We start from the raw sequence: 16,962 nt of genomic DNA on the forward strand, positions 1-16,962 counted from the left end.
CCCTGGCGCGTGTGGCGGAAACTGATCTTTATCTTTTTTCCATCGAGAGGAAAGTAATGGGGTCATACCTTGATTAGCGCACGAAGAGTTATCGATATTGATTCGCATGAACAAGCTGGGGATTCCCTTTGGCCGGAAAAACCGACAGCACTGCGGCGACCCGAAATGAGGAACCTCTGGCTGCAGGTGGCTTGGATCAGTCGTGCCAAACTTCACTTCTCGGTTTTCATCCATGAACCCATAGGTTCGAATTTTGAACAAGGCAAACCAAACCTACTGCCGATAGATTCGTTCGCGTCTGCTGATGGTGAACGTCGCCAAGCCACCATTTTATTTTCCGACCTGTCGGGCTACACCCAAATGAATGAAAAGCTCGATCCGGAAGAGGTCGAGGCGATTACAAGCCAAATTAAAAGCGAAGCTGTGCGCATCGTGGAAAGCTACGAAGGAACCGTCAACCAATTTGTGGGAGACGAAGTATCGGCGCTTTTCGGCATTCCAACGACCCATGAGGATGACCCGATCCGGGCTGTTCGAGCTGCATTGGAAATCCACCGTAAAGTCCGGCAGATTAGCGGGCAAGTTGAAGATCGGACTGGCATACGCCTTCGTATGCACACCGGAATAAACACTGGCCTGATTGTCACCCACACGCGAGACACGCGTGATGGCCAATACGGCATTACCGGGGATGCTGTCAATACTGGCGCACGCCTGGCAGGCCTTGCAGGGACAGACCAGGTAATAGTAGGTCCGGCAACCTACCGTTTAATTGCTCCGTATTTTAATACCACACCCCTGGATGCGGTAACGGTAGCCGGCAAAACTAAACCATTGGTCCCCCATTTGGTAACAGGGGAGACGGAAGTGAAAACTCGTTTTGAGGCCACCCGGGTACGTGGGTTCACGGCTTTTACCGGCAGAGGTCATGAATTCAGCACTCTTTTTTCCTGCTTTGAAAAAATGTTGTCTGGAAAGGGACAATTCGTCACCGTCGTGGGAGACGCCGGATTGGGTAAGAGTCGCCTCATTTATGAATTTAGACATGCCCTGAACAGGTCGGAAATCACTGTAATGCAGGGGCGCTGCCAATCGTATGGAATGAGTATACCTTATTTTCCCTTCATCAATGCCTTGCGACGCGGATTTAATCTAACTGAAGAGGACAGCCCGGCAGAACTGCATGAAAAAACCATAGCCAATATTCGGGCGATTGATAACTCGTTGGAGCAATATCTACCAATTTTGTTTCACCTGCTCTCAATCACGAGCGAGAAATATCAGGTTTCGGAGCTGCTGCACGACCAAGTTCATATGTTTACTGATTAGATGCGTTAATAAAGTGAATAATTGCTATGGATTTAAATACAAAGGTATCAGTTCAAAATAAACTCAAAAAAATTTTTGGCATCGGCCCTACCGGAGCGATTATCAGCCTTTTCTCATTTGCTATTTTCGTGTGGGCGGATTCAATGATTAAGCTTTCAATTGTCGTGGAATCTGCGAGTTTGATGAAAATTATCGGTATTGTACTGGTTATCTTCGGTTTGTGGCTCCATTTTTGGTCATTTTCTACATTGCGTAGCTGGTGGGTAGATGGCAAACTTTGTTTGAGAGGCCCATTCAAACATTTCCGTCACCCGATGTACACAGCTTGGATTACATTTATATCTCCTGGAGTGGCCTTGTATTTGAATTCTTGGTTTTATTTGTTTTGGGTATTGTTGTTGCATCTGCTTTGGCACAAGCTCGTTAAAAAAGAAGAAATAATAATGATCGATACTTTTGGAGATAAATATAAGAATTATGCAAGGCGAACGGGCCGTTTTTTTCCGAAGGTGATGAGCTTTAGAATTAATGATTAAAATAATCTTTTCAAGGTAAGGCAACATACCATATTCGCAGGCTGCCGATGGGAATAACGAATCGAATTTTTCTGCCTTTATGAACCATTATTCTGCTTGATCTGGGGATGGCTTAACACCAAGTATTTCATTAAGAAACGCTGGGGCTTCAACTGCGATGCGGAGTTCGGCACGTTCATTTGGCCAAGTTCGTGGGGAACGGCCTTCACCGCACAACCAGTACCGAACAGGGTGCATGGTGGGTAACTTTGGTGCTGACGCTTCCGAACACCATCCCCTTGAGCGATCCCATTCCACGAGTGCCCATCACCACCAGATCGACGCCGCGTGTCTCGACCACCGAAATGATCGCATCAGCGGCCGGCCCCTCGAGCAAATTTTCCGCCACCGCCACGGAGATTTGACCCAATCGCTCAGTCGCCGCCTCAAGAATCTGGCGCCCTTTTTCTTTGCGTTCACCGACCAGCTGGTTGAAGCTTTCGGATCCCAGGAGGTCTGATGTCTGTTGAAAGGCGTGCAGTAAAATGAGTTTGGATCCGTGCTTGACCGCCAGTTCGCCTGCGCATTCGAGTGCCTTCAAACTGTGCGCCGATCCGTCCAATGCGACAAGGATTAGATTGAACACGTTGCCCTCCTTTCACAAGCGTTTAATTACAATGACCGGAGTATTGCATTATGCAGCTCTAATATAAACATACGTATGCATACGGTCAATTCGGGGTCGGACGAAATTAACGAGGTTACCGGTATTGAAAGGAACTCGTTATGACCAAAGCGCTGGAAAGCTATTCACAGGTCGATATCGATGGCGTGCCGGGAAAGAGACGGAAAATTGTGCATCTGGAGGAAGATATCGGGTGTGGGTGTGAATGGTACACCATGGAGAGAGCACAATGCGTCAACCCGTGTACTTGAGAAACTTGGATTTCAGCAGATAGCGGAGTTTGATCATCCGGAGGATGGCAAGGTTTGGGGATGCTTAAAGGTTTGATGAAATTGGCTCATTCCTCGACAGTGAGTCGTAGGCGACGTTTATTAGCATCGACGTTTACGATGTTGAAATTGAGGTGTCAGGTACAGGTTGACCCGATTACAGATGTCAACATCCACGGTCATCCGAAATAATTCAGAGCCTCGGTACAGATTGCTATACCCTATTCCCAAAAACCGTCCCTCCAGATACGGTATGCCTCTCCCAATGAACTGACATTTTTGTAGATAGCTGGATATACAAGATTTTAAGAGTTTGAGAGTTTGAGATGACGCCAGCTTTCCTGTAGGTATCTGCATGCACCTAAAAAAGCCGGTGCCTGAATCAAAGCCCATCACAACATTTGACAAGGGTGACCGGCCCAAGCTATTCTCAATTTGATCTTCACTGGCAAAATTTATATGATATCTTAATGACCGGTATGCTATCGCAAGCCCAAAAATGTTTTCCCATTCCACGGTATATAGCGGTGGCTATTTGTCCAGGCTGCACCACGGCCACAATGGTCGCACAATGAGCCTTTCTAATCATTCGATATTCTAACAAGCTGGGAAAACGCACAGAAACAAAAAAAAGATCTTGAAATTTTAAAATAACGCATGTTATGAAACGGATGTTGCTTATAGACCAACATAAATCTAATTTCTTAGGGTAAGATCATAAGAATATGCCGCCAAAACAACGCTTCAGTCCTCAGGATGTAATTGAAGCCGCATTTCAGGTTGTACGCAAACAGGGCTGGGAGGGCTTTTCAGCCCGTACGATTGCCAATGAGCTTAACTCATCGACTCGACCCATCTATGATTATTTCAATTCGATGGAGAACATCGAGGCTGAGGTAGTCAAAAAAATACTGTCCTATTATGTCCATTTCCTGAGTCAGGAGAGGACTGGTGACAAGTGGCTGGACCAGGCGTTGGGATATGTTCTTTTTGCAAGTACTGAAAAGCATTTGTTTCGCTGTATCAATGATGAAAAACATACGCCGTCTCAAAGGCAGTTCGCCCAGCACCATTGGGTTGAATTGGGAGAGGCGCTGTCTGAAGATGAACGGTTTAAAAACATTTCAGCAGAATCGAAACATAAAGTCCGTGCTGCAAGATGGATCATGATCCACGGTCTATCCCATCTAATCAGCAACGGCTGGTTTAAAACACCGATAACAGAAGATTCTATTTTGTCCGAAGAATTGGGTATTACCCTTGTCGAGTTTTTGAAAAAAGTAAACCACGGGTTATATTTAGAATTTAACGGTTAACTGTGCACCCCGGTTAAAGATATTTTTTTATTATTAAAACAACATATGTAATGTAACGAACGTTATCTATTAGAGATCTTTTTGGGAGATCCGGCATGAAGGTCAATCAATCCAGTGTCACCGCTGAAAATAATGCGCTTCTAAGAACCCATGAGGCGATGCGACCTGAAAGTGAACGCATCTGTCATGATCCCTTAGCATTCTATTTCATTCCGGATCACATTTTTTCTTCAGTGGATAGAAACAATCAGATTAAAATGGCCATTACAGATTGGGAAAATTATTTTCCGGGCGTTTGCAATTCCATACTTGCCCGGACACGTTTTATTGATGACTGTCTGGAAGAAGCAATTAACGACGGTATTCAACAGTTGGTAATTCTTGGTGCCGGATACGACACACGGGCCTTTCGAGTCATGGCTCTAAAAGAAAGTGTGGGGGTTTTCGAACTCGATCACCCGATCACACAAAAAAGGAAACTATCAAAAATACAAAGACATATGGATCAACATGCGTCAAACATCCAATACATTCCCATCGATTTCTCCAAAGAAGATCTCCCTGATAAATTGTTTGCCTGCGGCTACAGTGATCAATTGAAAACCCTATTTATCTGGGAAGGTGTTACCTATTACCTCCCTGCATCCGCTGTAGATCGAACGCTTGATTTCATCAACCGGCTATCGCCTCCACGAAGCAGCATCATTTTCGATTACTTTCCACCCGCGGTAGCTGATGGAACAACACCTTTAGCAGAAGCACAAGCATTGCGCGATGGTTTGAAGCGCATTGGAGAAGAAATCTTATTTGGCATTGAACCGGATCAAATCATTGCATTCATGAAAGCCCGTGGATTTACGGTAATTAGAAATCTTACCAGCACGGAATACAGGAGGGCCTATTTTAGAGGCACAAACAAAAGCAGAAACGTGTCAGATATGTTCATTTTCGTGCAGGCAATGGTTTCCTGATAAAGGGGAAGTGTCAATACTAACCAAACAGGGGGGGCTATGGAAGAGGAAATGGTATGTGAATTCAGCGATATGAAAAAGAAAATGCAGTTTGACACCATGATTGTATTGGTTCTTTTAATGATAAGTTTATTCTGCGTCAGCAACACCTTTGCTGCCAATCCCAAAATGGGTGGTACCTTGCGGTTTGGCACCGAAAATGATTTTGCCGGGTTTGAAGTCTTGAAATCGAGCTCTCGCCTGGCAATCAACGGATCGGTCGCCGCCAACACCATCATGGAGCCCTTGTTTCGAATGGATAAGGGTGGAAATTTGATTCCGGTGCTCGGCCTGAGTGCAGAGCAAAGCGATGATGGCAAGGCGTGGGTCATCAAGTTGCGCAGGCAGGTCAAGTTCCATGACAGCACCCCATTCAATGCGGATGCAGTCGTGCACCATTGGAACCGGCTTTTAAACCCGGAAAACAAATTCCGTGGCCGGGCGGCGATGGGACCTATCGACAGCGTGACAAAGGTGGATGAGCATACCATTCAATTCAATCTGAATCATCCCTGGCTACCTTTCACACGAGTGATCAGCGATACACGAGGATTGACTAATCTCATTCCGTCCAGCACCTCTGTAGATGCTGGGAATCAGGACCGTGCTCCGGTAGGTACTGGTCCATACAAGCTTAAAGAATGGAAGTCCGGCGATTCATTCACCGTCGTTAAAAATTCTGACTACTGGGGAAAAGTCCAACCTTACCTGGATACAATCGTATTTAAACCCATGACCGATTCACAAACACGTTACGCAAGCCTTAAATCCAGACAAGTAGATATTATCTGGATGGATCGGGGCAACCTTATCAATAAAGCCAAAGCGGACAACTCGCTAAAGATATCCTTTAGTGAAGACAACGGCGCTGAGATTTTCATTCTCAATACATCCGTTGCGCCACTGGATAATGTCAATGTCCGCAGGGCACTTGCGCATGCTCATAACCAGAAGCGCCAGGTTGAAATGGTCTACAAAGACAGCATTCCAGTAGTTCACCATCCCTATGGAAACCAATGTGAATGTACAGATGATGGTTATCGCGGATACAATCCGGACAAGGCCCGCGAGCTGTTGGCAGCATACGACCAACCAGTTGAACTTGACGTGTTGCATAGCAACTCGAAACGGGGCCGTGACATCGGTGAGATCACTCAGCAACTCTTCAAGGAGGTGGGTGTAACGGCAACTCCTGCAGGATTTGATTTCGGTCCGGTGATCAAAAAGGTAATCAGCGGAGAATACCAGGTATCCACATGGCGAATTTCTTCTCGTCCGGATCAAGGACCCGCACTATTTTTAATGCTCCACTCGCAAAGTCAGGCCAATTTTTCCCGTTACAAAAATCCTGAGATGGATAAGCTGCTGGTTGCCCAGCGGATGGAGACCGATCCGGAACGTCGCAATGCAATTCTTTGCCAGATTGCCCGGTTGATCAACGAGGATGCGCCCATTCTTTATCGAGGCGGCATGCGCAGCCATGTGATCTCCAGTGATAAAGTTGAAGGACTTACCTCAATGAAAGATGGCATTGTACGTCTGGAGTCGGTATGGTTAAATGAATAAAAGTGTCCCTTTGATAAGGTTTGCCATCAATTATTAAACCGTGATTCCATTTTATTGGACCAATGCAGATATTTGCAATAAAGGCATTACGATTGGTTCTTGTGGTTTTAGCCGTAACTGCGATCACGTTCTTGATGGTCAATCTCCTGCCGGGAGATGTTGCTTATATTGTAGGCGGCGGGGAAGCAACCCTGGAGGATATCCAGGCCATACGCAAAAACCTCGGGGTGGATCAAAATATCGTTGTCCGCTATGTTAACTGGCTAAAAAATGCGGCGCAGGGAGATTTAGGCGCATCTTACCTGACCCATGAATCAGTCATGGAAACGATATTTGCCCGATTGCCGGTTACCTTGGAATTGCTCTTTATTTCTCAATGTATGGCGTTGATTCTGGCCCTGCCTACAGGTATTTTAAGCGCCTATCGAAGTGGTTCGATTGTTGATCGATTGGTCAACGGGATCGGATTTGCGACCCTGTCGATCCCCAGTTTTGTGATGTCTCTTCTGACCATATTTCTGTTTTCCATTCAACTTCGCTGGCTACCGGCCACGGGCTATATTCCCCTTTCAGTCGATATTTGTGGAAACCTCAAATCGTTTGTCTTGCCAGGCTTGAGTATCGCCATGATCGAGTGGGTGGTATTGATGCGCGTTTTGCGCAGTGATATGATCACGACACTAGGGCAAAACTATATCCTCATGGCGAAGGCCAAAGGGCTCCCGCCTTGGCGGATACTCCTACAGCATGCACTCCGGCCATCCTCATTTACCTTGATCACCGTTTTGGGCATCCAGATCGGACGCCACTTGGGTGAAGCCGTTATCGTCGAAACCATATTCGCATTGCCCGGAATCGGTCGCTTGATGGTCGATGCCATCTATTCGCGTGACTACCAGATGGTTCAGGGCTGCGTCCTTTTGATCACCATCGGTTATGTTATCATCAATTCAGCCGTGGATCTGTTGTATACGGTCTTAGATCCACGCATTCGAACAAAAGGTGGCCATGCAGGATAAAGATACCGGCATCCGTTTGGGTTTCACTTTCTGGATATCCCTGGGCTGGATCGTTCTGGTGGTCTTTTCTGCGGCGACCGTGGGCTGGTGGGCCATTCCCGAGCCGGATAAAATGGACTGGGACAATCTCAGCGCCCGCCCTGGAATGATTGCCGATGAAGCAATTCTTCAGGATATCGGCGATACGAAAAAGTCACCCTGCACCCATTGGCTGGGCACGGACACCATGGGACGGGATCTCGCCTCACGGATCGTCTACGGCTCACGCATTTCGCTCTCTGTCGGTTTGATAGCACCGATGATCGGTCTGTTGATTGGCGGGCTGATAGGGTGTTTGGCAGGTTTTTACCGTGGACTGCTGGAATCGATCATTGTCGCAATCATGGACGTCATTTTGGCTTTTCCAGGGCTTGTGCTTTTGCTCGCAGTGACCTTTTACCTGGGAGCCAGCCTTCAAAACCTGATTGTCTCCCTCGGATTCCTGACGATTCCGATCTTCTGCCGAGTAGCCCGAGCCAAAACACTGGCATTGAGCGGTCTGGAATTCGTTCAGGCCGCACGCTTGACCGGTGCTGGGGACATGACCATCCTGTTTCGTGAAATCATTCCCAACGTAATTGTTCCGGTGGCGATCTACGGTTTGCTGGTGGTTGCATTCATGATCATGGCAGAGGGTGCTTTAAGTTTTTTAGGTTTGGGTATACCCCCTCCATCTCCTAGCTGGGGCGGCATGATTGCCGAAGGCAGGGAAGTCCTGGATGAGTCCCCGCATGTCAGCATGATCCCGGCAGCCATCATGTGCCTGACGGTGGTTTCCTTTAACCTGATCGGTGACAGCCTGCGAAATTATTTCGAACGCGGGAAGAGTCAATTATGACGAGCGGCGATGAAATGCACCCTCTTTTGGAAGTAAAAGACCTGCAGGCTCTGTTGCCTACGCGCCGTGGTATCGTTAAAGCCGTTGATAAGGTGTCGTTGGTCCTGAATCCGGGCAGGGTCCTTGGCATCGTCGGCGAATCGGGATGCGGCAAAAGCATGTTGGCAAAAGCGATAATGGGGCTTCTACCAGCCCGTTCAATTGTTCCTACAGAATCAATCGTAAACTTCCAAGGCCAGAACCTGGTCAGGATGAAAAAAACGCACAAACGCCATATCATCGGTCGGGAGATTGCCATGATCTTCCAAGATCCCATGACGTCACTTAATCCGGTGATGAAAGTCGGTCGGCAAATCTCCGAGGTCCTATGCCACCATCTAAAGGTGAGCAAGCAAACAGCACACAGACGAGCCATCGCCCTTCTGGATCTTGTGGGTATCCCCATGGCGAACCGGCGTGCCGATCAGTATCCCCACCAGCTTTCCGGAGGCCTGCGGCAGCGGGTGGCAATTGCCATCGCTTTGGCCTGCGGACCGAAGCTCTTGATTGCCGATGAGCCGACGACAGCGCTTGATGTGACCGTTCAGGCGGCTATCCTTGACCTATTGGCATCCCTGCAACAAGAAAAACAGATGGCGATGATTCTGATCACCCATGATTTAGGCGTGGTGGCAGGTAGGACGGATGAAGCAGCGGTGATGTACGCCGGGAAGATTGTCGAGCATGCCGCCACAAACGAACTTTTCAAGCAAATGCGTATGCCTTACACGCATGCGTTGATGGCGGCGATTCCGCGATTGGTGAACCGCCCCCATACCAGGCTTCTGGCCATCAATGGGCAACCGCCGGACATGGTTGATTTGCCCCCAGGATGCAGATTTGCATCACGTTGTTGGAAGAAACAACCCTTGTGTATCGAGAGCGAACCGGCATTAAAACGGATTAATGGTCGGGGTCATCGGTTTGCATGCTGGTATCCGCTGGAAAGCGCGGAAAACCCATGAAAAACGAAACATTGCTCACCGTTTCCGATTTAACCGTTGAGTTCCGTCTCGGAAGGCGCAGAAGGATACAGGCCGTCTGCGGTGTCAGTCTTGATATCGGCATCGGTGAAACCCTTGGATTGGTGGGCGAATCAGGTTGCGGCAAATCGACCATCGCTCGATCGATTGTCGGTCTTCAAAAACCGACTGCAGGAAACATTCTGTTTGCAGGGAAAGATCTTTCACAATGCACTGGCCATCAACTCAAGGCCATCCGGCCACAGCTTCAGATGATATTTCAGGATGCCTTCGCATCATTGAATCCGGGTCGGAAAATCGGCAAGGCAATTGAAGAACCATTGCGCGTGCCTGGCATGGCCGACCATTGCGAAAGGAAGCAGCGAGCACGTGTAATGATGCAGGCCGTGGGTTTAGATCCCGAGCAGATGTATACACGCTATCCGTATGAGTTATCAGGCGGTCAATGTCAGCGTGTCAGTCTCGCCAGGGCGCTGATCTTAAACCCCCGTCTGTTAATCTGTGATGAACCGGTATCCTCATTGGATGTATCGGTGCAGGCGCAAATCCTCAACCTGCTGGAAAAGATGAAACAGCACTTTGGGTTAACCATGCTGTTTATTTCCCACGATCTTGCTGTAGTAAAGAACATCAGTGATCGTGTGGCCGTGATGTACCTGGGAAGGATCTGTGAAATCGCAAATGCAGAGGTTTTTTATCGGTTTCCACGGCATCCCTATTCGGCGTTGCTGCTGGCATCCATCCCCGAACCCGATCCAGAACAAAAAAGGCTGAAGACCGTTGCGTCCAATTGTGAAATGCCATCACCGGCTGATCCACCGCCGGGTTGTCGTTTCCATACCCGGTGTAAGAATGCCCAGGATATTTGCACCAAGGTTGAACCAGAGTTGGCAGGATTTAATAATGAGGAACAGGTTGCATGTCATTTTCCGCTATAACGGCCTCGTCCGTTACTATCAATGAAAAGAAAGAATTGAGGAGTGTGGGATGAAAACCGAAGCGGCTGTTTGGATCATATCCCTGCTTTTGCTTTGCAGTTGCTCAGTCGACAATTCGGAAAAAAGCATCGAAAAAATAAACGTTGATTTCGTGTGGGACCTCAAACACCCCCAACGTTCACCTGAAGTTCATTTAGGAAATACCCCGAAGGGTACTGATCGTCTTCAAATTGAATTCATTGATGCAACCAATGAATGGGAGCATGGCGGTGGAAATATCCCTTTTGATGGGTCCGGAACCATCCAGGCAGGTGCATTGAAAGGGTTTAAGGGAATATCTTCAATGTGGGGTATTCCAAAGATAGAACTGACAGTGGCTGCACTCAACAAAAACGGTCAGGTTATTGGAAAGGGTAATATTATCAAAAGTCCTCCAGACCATATTTGACAGGACCGGCCAGCACCAGGCAATCTCCATTTCATATCAAATGAAACCCGCCTTGACCCATTTTCTCAGCAAGTTTTTAAATGATTACCTGATCTTTCGTGCATAAGTGGCCTTCCTGCCCTCTGGACGTAAATTAATTCCCTGCCTGGTTGCTGACATCGAATTCATGCCTACTCTTGAGGACATAGATGGTGCCGAACCACCATTATGCTTCTCAGTCAATAGCTCGGGCTTCGTAAAAGCCGATCGATCATCTATTTTATACCGGATAGAGAACCCACTGAGGATTACTATAATGATACCGATTAATCGTCGAACATTCATAATGGCTGCTGCAGTTGCAGTTACGCCAACGCTTACCCTCGGACAGACATCCGACTCAAAAAGAATTGAAACGGGAATGCTTGTCAAGACGGACCAAGACCGGTTTATGCGCAGACAGACAGTGCTCGGTGGGTTCCCGATTGATTCAAAGGTTTCAACGCAAGATACCGACGGTGGTCTTTTCATCATAGAGAATCTTAATGAAAAAAAAGGCGGACCACCGCGTCACCTCCATAATGAACAGGAAGAGTGGTTTTACGCCATTGAAGGTGAGTACCTTTTGGAGATCGGTGAAGACCGATTCGATTTAGGACCAGGCGACTCGATCCTTGCTCCAAGAAAGGTGCCCCATGCCTGGGCATTTAAGGGAAAGAACCACGGATGACTTCTAATCGTATTCCAGCCAGCTGGTCTGATGGAATTCTTCTTCCAAGAATTGGCAAAAATTAAAGGGGAACCTGGAAAATTAGAATTAAAGCGATTATTTCACGCGCATGGGATGGAAATGACCGGCCCCCCATTGTTTAAACAAGGTTAAAGTGGTATCCCTTTTCCTATTCATGCTTGACAAAGCATAAATTCTCCTTAGGGTGTTCATACCACTCTGTGTTAGCTGCATTTTCTATTTTTCTAAAATGATATTCCAGCTCATACGTTATGAGAATATATCACGAATCCATTAGTCATATGAAATGAATGCGGCAATAGACAGTCCACCAAGTATAAAGTATCCATGAATATAGGAGAACCTATCATGCGGATAGCCAAAGAAGATGTAGACATTAAGATGGAGATCCCTGGAGCCGTGATTCGTCAGCGAACGGATTTTGGTGACGCAACTGGATTTGGCAAAATCAGTGGCGAGTACTTTAGTCTCTCGGCAGGAGTCGATACCACTCCACTATTTCAAGGACTGGAAAGAAATTTGTGCCAGTGCCCCCATTGGGGCTTTGTCTTGCGCGGCCAACTCACCACGACCGACGTGAACGGCGTGCAGGAGACAGTCAACGCGAATGATCTCTTTTACTGGCCACCCGGACACAACGTAAAGGTTGATGCAGATGCGGATATTGTAATGTTCAGTCCTCAACGTGAGCACAGCCATGTCATCAATCACATGATAGAGATGGTGAAAAGCTAAAGCCCGAAACAGGGAGATAGACACATCAATTTTACCAATTGAAAATCATCTTTAACATAATTCGTACCTGCGCCGCCTAACTCCGTATTTAATGCGGATACATCTAATTATTCGTTAGGCGGCTCACACCATACTCGCTGATCCTGCCGTCACTCGGAGACTATCTATGGAGAAAACACTTACAGGCAAGCGCGTTCTTATCACCCAGGCAACAGAGTTCATGGGACCAGTGCTTTGCGACGTCTTCGCGCAGCAGGGTGCCGAAGTCGTTGCTAGCGTCGAAGCACTCCTCGCTCCAAGCGCGGCTGAGCGTGTTGTCTCCGACGCCGGCCGAATAGACGTGCTTGTTGCCAACCTTGCGCTCAAGGCGCCATCCACGCCTGCGGTAGACGTCACGGAAGCCGAGTGGAGGCAGGTGTTCGCCGCCCTCGTGGATCCGCTCCCGCGGCTGCTCGGTGCCACTCTCCCCGGCATGATCGCCAGGCGCCAGGGAAAAGTACTCGTGATTGGCAGCGCCTCCGGCCTGCGCGGAATGAAGAGAGCCTCCTCCTACAGTGCGGCACGTGGCGCCCAGTTGGCCTACGTTCAAGCCGTCGGCGTAGAGATCGCGCCGCACAACGTTCAGGTCAATGCCATAGCCCAGAACTTCGTGGACAATCCGACGTATTTTCCTGCCGAGGTCCAGACGAATCCCCGGTTCCAGGAGCGCCTGGCGCGCGAGGTGCCGCTCGGCCGCCTTGTCTCCGCTCGCGAGGACGCACTCTTCGCGGCATACCTGTGCAGCAATGCAGCAGACTGCTTCGTCGGCCAGGTGTTCCCGGTCTGCGGTGGCTGGGTCGCGCGCTGACGGACGCCGCCTAACCTCGGCATGCAGCGGAATCGCTTCGCTCGCTGCTGATGCCAGACGTTCAACTCAACAATAATTATCCTATCTTTCACACGTGGTGTCCCGCCACACTCTCAACACGACCCGGCGACTGCGTGAATTGGAATGCGTCGCCTAATAACGATTCAGCCATGATATAACAGGCGCTCGAACGACTTCAGAACCGGTGGCAGCTCCAAACAACCTTGTAGATATCAGCCTCGGCCATTCCTACCGATGTTCGAAAATAATTGCAATGGGGTAGACCTTGCCAAAATGGGGAGCAAGGTGGTATCGTGGAAACACCAAAACAAATCGGTGAAATTATCTAAAATCCAATTGCTTATATTGTTTCAATCTATTTGAAATCAGGTTAAAATTTAAATATACGATTGGTATTAGCATCAGTCGTTGGCCTTACCAACCAATGATCCGAGGAGGCATTTCATGCTGGAAACCACTACTGTCGGCAGTCTTCCAAAACCGAGTTACTTGGCTGAAGTCGAGAAGCTCTGGCCCGCTTGGCGCCTTTCTGGTGAATCGCTGGAGCGAGCCAAAGAACGTGCTTCAATGGAATGGTTGCGCCACCAGGAGGATGCAGGCATCCATGTCCTCACCGGCGGAGAACAGCACCGCATACACTTCGTTCATGGTTTTCTGGAAAACATTCAAGGCATTGACTGGGAAAAGAAGACGCCAATGGGCATCAGAGACAACCGGTACACAGTGGATGTGCCCACTGTCACCGGACCAGTGTCCAGCCCACAGCCCGTCCATCTGAGCGAAGTTCAGTTTCTCAGGTCGCAAACGGACCGACCTATCAAATTCACCTTGCCGGGCCCGATGACCATCTGCGACACGATTGCCAATGTTCATTACGCAACTCGAGCAGACATGGCCATAGCCTTTGCCGATATCCTCAATAAGGAAGCCAGAATACTGGAGTCGGCCGGAATCAACCTCATCCAGTTTGACGAGCCGGCATTCAACGTTTTCACCAAGGACGTTAAAGATTGGGGCATCGATGCCCTGCACCGGGCCATAGTTGGGTTGTCTTGCACAACCGCCGTGCACATTTGCTACGGGTACGGTATAGACGAAAATCTTCGCTGGAAGGAGACTCTGGGCAGCGAATGGCGTCAGTACGAAGAGATCTTTCCGGCGCTCAACGCCAGCCGCATAGACCAGGTGTCCCTGGAATGCGCCGATTCGTGTGTGCCCCTGTCCTTAATGCGCCTATTAAAAGATAAGGGCCTGATGGTTGGTGCTGTTGCTGTAACTCGGGACCGTGTGGAGTCACCGGATGAGGTGGCCGCCACCATCCGTGCCGCATTGGCGTATGTTGATGCGGAGCGACTCTACCCGTGCACCAACTGCGGCATGGCCCCTATCCCATATAATGTGGCGCTGGCCAAGATTCAAAGCCTGGCTGCTGGTGCCAATTTGGTACGTAAACGCTTGTAAAGATAATACCCGTTAACACTTGAAATTAAAGACAGGTAACAAAATCACAGGACTTGGCGGGCTTGTGATTGGCAACTGGTGCCAACAATAAAATTAGAACAGCAAAAAAAGGTGATCACTCTCCAACGATCATGCGGATATCTGGTTGAAAAAATTCAGTGATCTCCGATTTTCATCACATCCGGCCAAACCTCGCGCAAGCAGCCGTTTGCGTGGTACGCCGATGATCACCAAACCATATCGGCACTGGATGGCATTAATCTGATACGCATGATGGTCTCAATTTCCAACGCTTTCATGTAACATCTTTAAAATAGAGTTAAACCTGGTGAAACGATGGCTGGACCTATTGAACAAAATGATTTTGCACTTGGAAAACCCTTTGAATTCCAGAATCCAGCAATGGCGTTGACTGCTATTAACTCGATCGACAGCGTCATACAAATTACGTCTGATGTAAATGTCGTATTGGATCAGATGATGGACGCAGTTCTTAAGATTTTCAATTCCAGCCGCGCTTGGTTGTTCCATCCATGTAATCCGAAATTGCCATCCTTTGACGTAACCTTTGAAAGCACCACCTCAGAATATCCAGGGGCAAATGCATTAAAGCAGCAGGTGCCAATAACGGATGACATGGCTGACTACTGCCGCAGAGCGTTGTCCGCTATGGATGGCCCTGAAATCGATCCACCAGAGGGACAGCCGATCACCAATGACATTGCAATTCGATTCAATGTAAAGTCCATGCTGTTCATGGCGCTCCGGCCAAAATCAGGAGAGCCGTGGATGTTTGGGCTCCACCAGTGCGATCGCGACCGGATTTGGACTCGAGATGAAAAACAGTTGTTTCAAATGATCGGAAAAAGGATAAGCGTTTGCTTAGACAATCTGCTTTTTGTTGGCCAACTGAAGGAAAGCAATGAGAAGTTTAGAAATCTATCAAACATGTTGCCACAAATCGTATTTGAGACCGATCAGAAGGGTAACTTGACTTTTGTCAACCATAACGCTTTCAGTACCTTCGGCTACACATATGATGAATTCGAGTCCGGCCTGAATGCAATTGATATGATTGCGCCAGTGGATCGAAACCGGGCCGCAGAAAGAATGCTCGAGGTAATGAATGGAGTAGAATCAACATTGGGCAACGAATATATCGCCACAAAGAAAGATGGGACGGAATTTCCAGTAATTATCTATTCGTCACAGATACTCCGGAATGGGGCTCCGGCAGGGATCAGAGGCATAATCGTCGACATTGGCGACCGCAAGCTGGCCGAAGAGCAATTAAGAAAGAGTGAGGAAAAATACAGGGTCATCTTTGAGAATGTGAAGGAGGGCATTCTCATCGCCCAAGACAACAAACTAAAGCTTGTCAACAGAGCTGCCGAAAAAATTTTAGGGTATACTGCGGAAATGCTAACCTCAAGGTCTTTCACTGACTTCATCCATCCAGATGATCGAGATACTTTTTTTGAACGTTACAAGAAAACAATGGATGGAGAGAATGTCGAAACAGATTTTGCTTTCAGAATCGTCACCGAGTCAGGAGAAGAGAGATGGCTTGAAATCCACTCAAGCTTGCTGAATTGGGAAAATCAGCTTTCAACAATTAACTTCATTACGGACATAACCGAAAGAAAAAATGCGCGGGCAGCCCTTCGAGAAAGCGAGGAAAAATTCAGAAACCTTGTCGAGACCATAAACGACGTGATTTTCGAAATGGATGCCCAGGGGACAGTGACATATTTGAGCCCCTCCGTATTGAAAATCTGGGGCGGTGCCATGAGCGACGTTGTGGGTAAAAACTTTTTGGAGTTGGTTCACCCGGATGATCAGGAGCAGCTTGTTAAAAGATTCATCGAGCTTCAGCAGGGAATCGAAAAACCCATGATCTATCGCTTCGTGGATCGATCCGGCCGTCTCCTGTGGGGGCGGTCGCACTCCACACCGATTTGGAAAGACGGTTGTTTCGCCGGCGCCCGCGGTACCCTGGTGGACCTCACTGCGCAAAAGGAAGCCGAGGCGGAAAAGGAAAAACTTCAGCAAAAACTGCTTCAGGCCCAAAAGATGGAATCGGTGGGCCGCTTGGCCGGAGGGGTGGCCCATGATTTCAACAACATGCTCAGCGTGATCCTCGGCTACACCGAGATAGGCTTGGAGCAGGTCGA

16 protein-coding genes are annotated in these 16,962 nt (G+C 48.3%); 15 read left to right on the plus strand and 1 reads right to left on the minus strand.

Features of this window, described 5'->3' with window-relative positions:
- The first annotated feature begins 69 nt into the window (after positions 1-69).
- A complete protein-coding gene (locus R6V78_RS04090) occupies positions 70-1,329 on the plus strand; it encodes an adenylate/guanylate cyclase domain-containing protein (protein ID WP_410288058.1) in 1,260 nt (419 codons plus the stop codon).
- 26 nt (positions 1,330-1,355) lie between these two features.
- Complete coding sequence (locus R6V78_RS04095; RefSeq protein WP_410288059.1) at positions 1,356-1,865, plus strand: methyltransferase family protein; 510 nt, start codon at positions 1,356-1,358, stop codon at positions 1,863-1,865.
- A gap of 205 nt (positions 1,866-2,070) precedes the next feature.
- On the opposite strand, the gene R6V78_RS04100 is transcribed toward R6V78_RS04095, so the two are convergent.
- Positions 2,071-2,490, minus strand: coding sequence for a universal stress protein (locus R6V78_RS04100; RefSeq protein WP_410288060.1), 420 nt, complete (start codon positions 2,488-2,490; stop codon positions 2,071-2,073).
- 1,033 nt (positions 2,491-3,523) lie between these two features.
- Here R6V78_RS04100 and R6V78_RS04105 point away from each other — a divergent pair.
- The 13 genes from R6V78_RS04105 to R6V78_RS04165 all read left to right on the plus strand — a co-directional run.
- Positions 3,524-4,114 carry a TetR/AcrR family transcriptional regulator gene (locus R6V78_RS04105; protein ID WP_410288061.1) on the plus strand — a complete coding sequence of 197 codons (591 nt, stop codon included), beginning with the start codon at positions 3,524-3,526 and terminating at the stop codon, positions 4,112-4,114.
- A 95-nt stretch (positions 4,115-4,209) separates the two neighbouring features.
- Positions 4,210-5,085: an SAM-dependent methyltransferase gene (locus R6V78_RS04110; RefSeq protein WP_410288062.1), complete on the plus strand. Its 876-nt coding sequence runs from the start codon at positions 4,210-4,212 to the stop codon at positions 5,083-5,085.
- A 39-nt stretch (positions 5,086-5,124) separates the two neighbouring features.
- Positions 5,125-6,690 carry an ABC transporter substrate-binding protein gene (locus R6V78_RS04115; RefSeq protein WP_410288063.1) on the plus strand — a complete coding sequence of 522 codons (1,566 nt, stop codon included), beginning with the start codon at positions 5,125-5,127 and terminating at the stop codon, positions 6,688-6,690.
- Between the two features lie 62 nt (positions 6,691-6,752).
- Positions 6,753-7,709: an ABC transporter permease gene (locus tag R6V78_RS04120; RefSeq protein ID WP_410288064.1), complete on the plus strand. Its 957-nt coding sequence runs from the start codon at positions 6,753-6,755 to the stop codon at positions 7,707-7,709.
- Positions 7,699-8,586, plus strand: a complete 888-nt coding sequence (locus tag R6V78_RS04125) for an ABC transporter permease (protein ID WP_410288065.1) — start codon at positions 7,699-7,701, stop codon at positions 8,584-8,586. Before R6V78_RS04120 ends, R6V78_RS04125 begins: the two co-directional genes overlap by 11 nt.
- Positions 8,583-9,590 (plus strand): ABC transporter ATP-binding protein, encoded by a 1,008-nt coding sequence (locus tag R6V78_RS04130; protein WP_410288066.1) that lies wholly within the window; start codon positions 8,583-8,585, stop codon positions 9,588-9,590. Before R6V78_RS04125 ends, R6V78_RS04130 begins: the two co-directional genes overlap by 4 nt.
- Complete coding sequence (locus R6V78_RS04135; RefSeq protein WP_410288067.1) at positions 9,587-10,546, plus strand: ABC transporter ATP-binding protein; 960 nt, start codon at positions 9,587-9,589, stop codon at positions 10,544-10,546. Before R6V78_RS04130 ends, R6V78_RS04135 begins: the two co-directional genes overlap by 4 nt.
- 49 nt (positions 10,547-10,595) lie before the next feature.
- Positions 10,596-10,994 (plus strand): hypothetical protein, encoded by a 399-nt coding sequence (locus R6V78_RS04140; RefSeq protein WP_410288068.1) that lies wholly within the window; start codon positions 10,596-10,598, stop codon positions 10,992-10,994.
- Positions 10,995-11,289: 295 nt separating this feature from the next.
- Entirely contained in the window at positions 11,290-11,703 is a 414-nt protein-coding gene (locus R6V78_RS04145; RefSeq protein WP_410288069.1) for a cupin domain-containing protein, read from the plus strand.
- Between the two features lie 369 nt (positions 11,704-12,072).
- Positions 12,073-12,459: a hypothetical protein gene (locus R6V78_RS04150; RefSeq protein WP_410288070.1), complete on the plus strand. Its 387-nt coding sequence runs from the start codon at positions 12,073-12,075 to the stop codon at positions 12,457-12,459.
- A 166-nt stretch (positions 12,460-12,625) separates the two neighbouring features.
- Positions 12,626-13,306, plus strand: coding sequence for an SDR family oxidoreductase (locus tag R6V78_RS04155; protein WP_410288071.1), 681 nt, complete (start codon positions 12,626-12,628; stop codon positions 13,304-13,306).
- A 465-nt stretch (positions 13,307-13,771) separates the two neighbouring features.
- On the plus strand, positions 13,772-14,788 hold the full coding sequence (locus tag R6V78_RS04160) for a methionine synthase (RefSeq protein ID WP_410288072.1): 1,017 nt from the start codon (positions 13,772-13,774) through the stop codon (positions 14,786-14,788).
- 336 nt (positions 14,789-15,124) lie between these two features.
- Positions 15,125-16,962 (plus strand): PAS domain S-box protein (locus R6V78_RS04165; protein WP_410288073.1); only part of this gene is annotated, 1,838 nt, incomplete at its 3' end.

Source organism: Desulfosarcina sp. (genome assembly GCF_046496365.1).
In the GTDB taxonomy this organism is placed as follows: Bacteria; Desulfobacterota; Desulfobacteria; order Desulfobacterales; family Desulfosarcinaceae; genus Desulfosarcina.

Excerpts from the sequence above, each read along its gene's own strand:
- R6V78_RS04160 (WP_410288072.1), top strand. The coding sequence starts at position 13,772 with ATGCTGGAAACCACTACTGTCGGCAGTCTTCCAAAACCGAGTTACTTG.
- R6V78_RS04095 (WP_410288059.1), top strand. The coding sequence starts at position 1,356 with ATGGATTTAAATACAAAGGTATCAGTTCAAAATAAACTCAAAAAAATT.
- R6V78_RS04150 (WP_410288070.1), top strand. The coding sequence starts at position 12,073 with ATGCGGATAGCCAAAGAAGATGTAGACATTAAGATGGAGATCCCTGGA.
- R6V78_RS04125 (WP_410288065.1), top strand. The coding sequence starts at position 7,699 with ATGCAGGATAAAGATACCGGCATCCGTTTGGGTTTCACTTTCTGGATA.
- R6V78_RS04130 (WP_410288066.1), top strand. The coding sequence starts at position 8,583 with ATGACGAGCGGCGATGAAATGCACCCTCTTTTGGAAGTAAAAGACCTG.
- R6V78_RS04135 (WP_410288067.1), top strand. The coding sequence starts at position 9,587 with ATGAAAAACGAAACATTGCTCACCGTTTCCGATTTAACCGTTGAGTTC.
- R6V78_RS04145 (WP_410288069.1), top strand. The coding sequence starts at position 11,290 with ATGATACCGATTAATCGTCGAACATTCATAATGGCTGCTGCAGTTGCA.
- R6V78_RS04115 (WP_410288063.1), top strand. The coding sequence starts at position 5,125 with ATGGAAGAGGAAATGGTATGTGAATTCAGCGATATGAAAAAGAAAATG.
- R6V78_RS04120 (WP_410288064.1), top strand. The coding sequence starts at position 6,753 with ATGCAGATATTTGCAATAAAGGCATTACGATTGGTTCTTGTGGTTTTA.
- R6V78_RS04105 (WP_410288061.1), top strand. The coding sequence starts at position 3,524 with ATGCCGCCAAAACAACGCTTCAGTCCTCAGGATGTAATTGAAGCCGCA.
- R6V78_RS04110 (WP_410288062.1), top strand. The coding sequence starts at position 4,210 with ATGAAGGTCAATCAATCCAGTGTCACCGCTGAAAATAATGCGCTTCTA.
- R6V78_RS04155 (WP_410288071.1), top strand. The coding sequence starts at position 12,626 with ATGGAGAAAACACTTACAGGCAAGCGCGTTCTTATCACCCAGGCAACA.
- R6V78_RS04140 (WP_410288068.1), top strand. The coding sequence starts at position 10,596 with ATGAAAACCGAAGCGGCTGTTTGGATCATATCCCTGCTTTTGCTTTGC.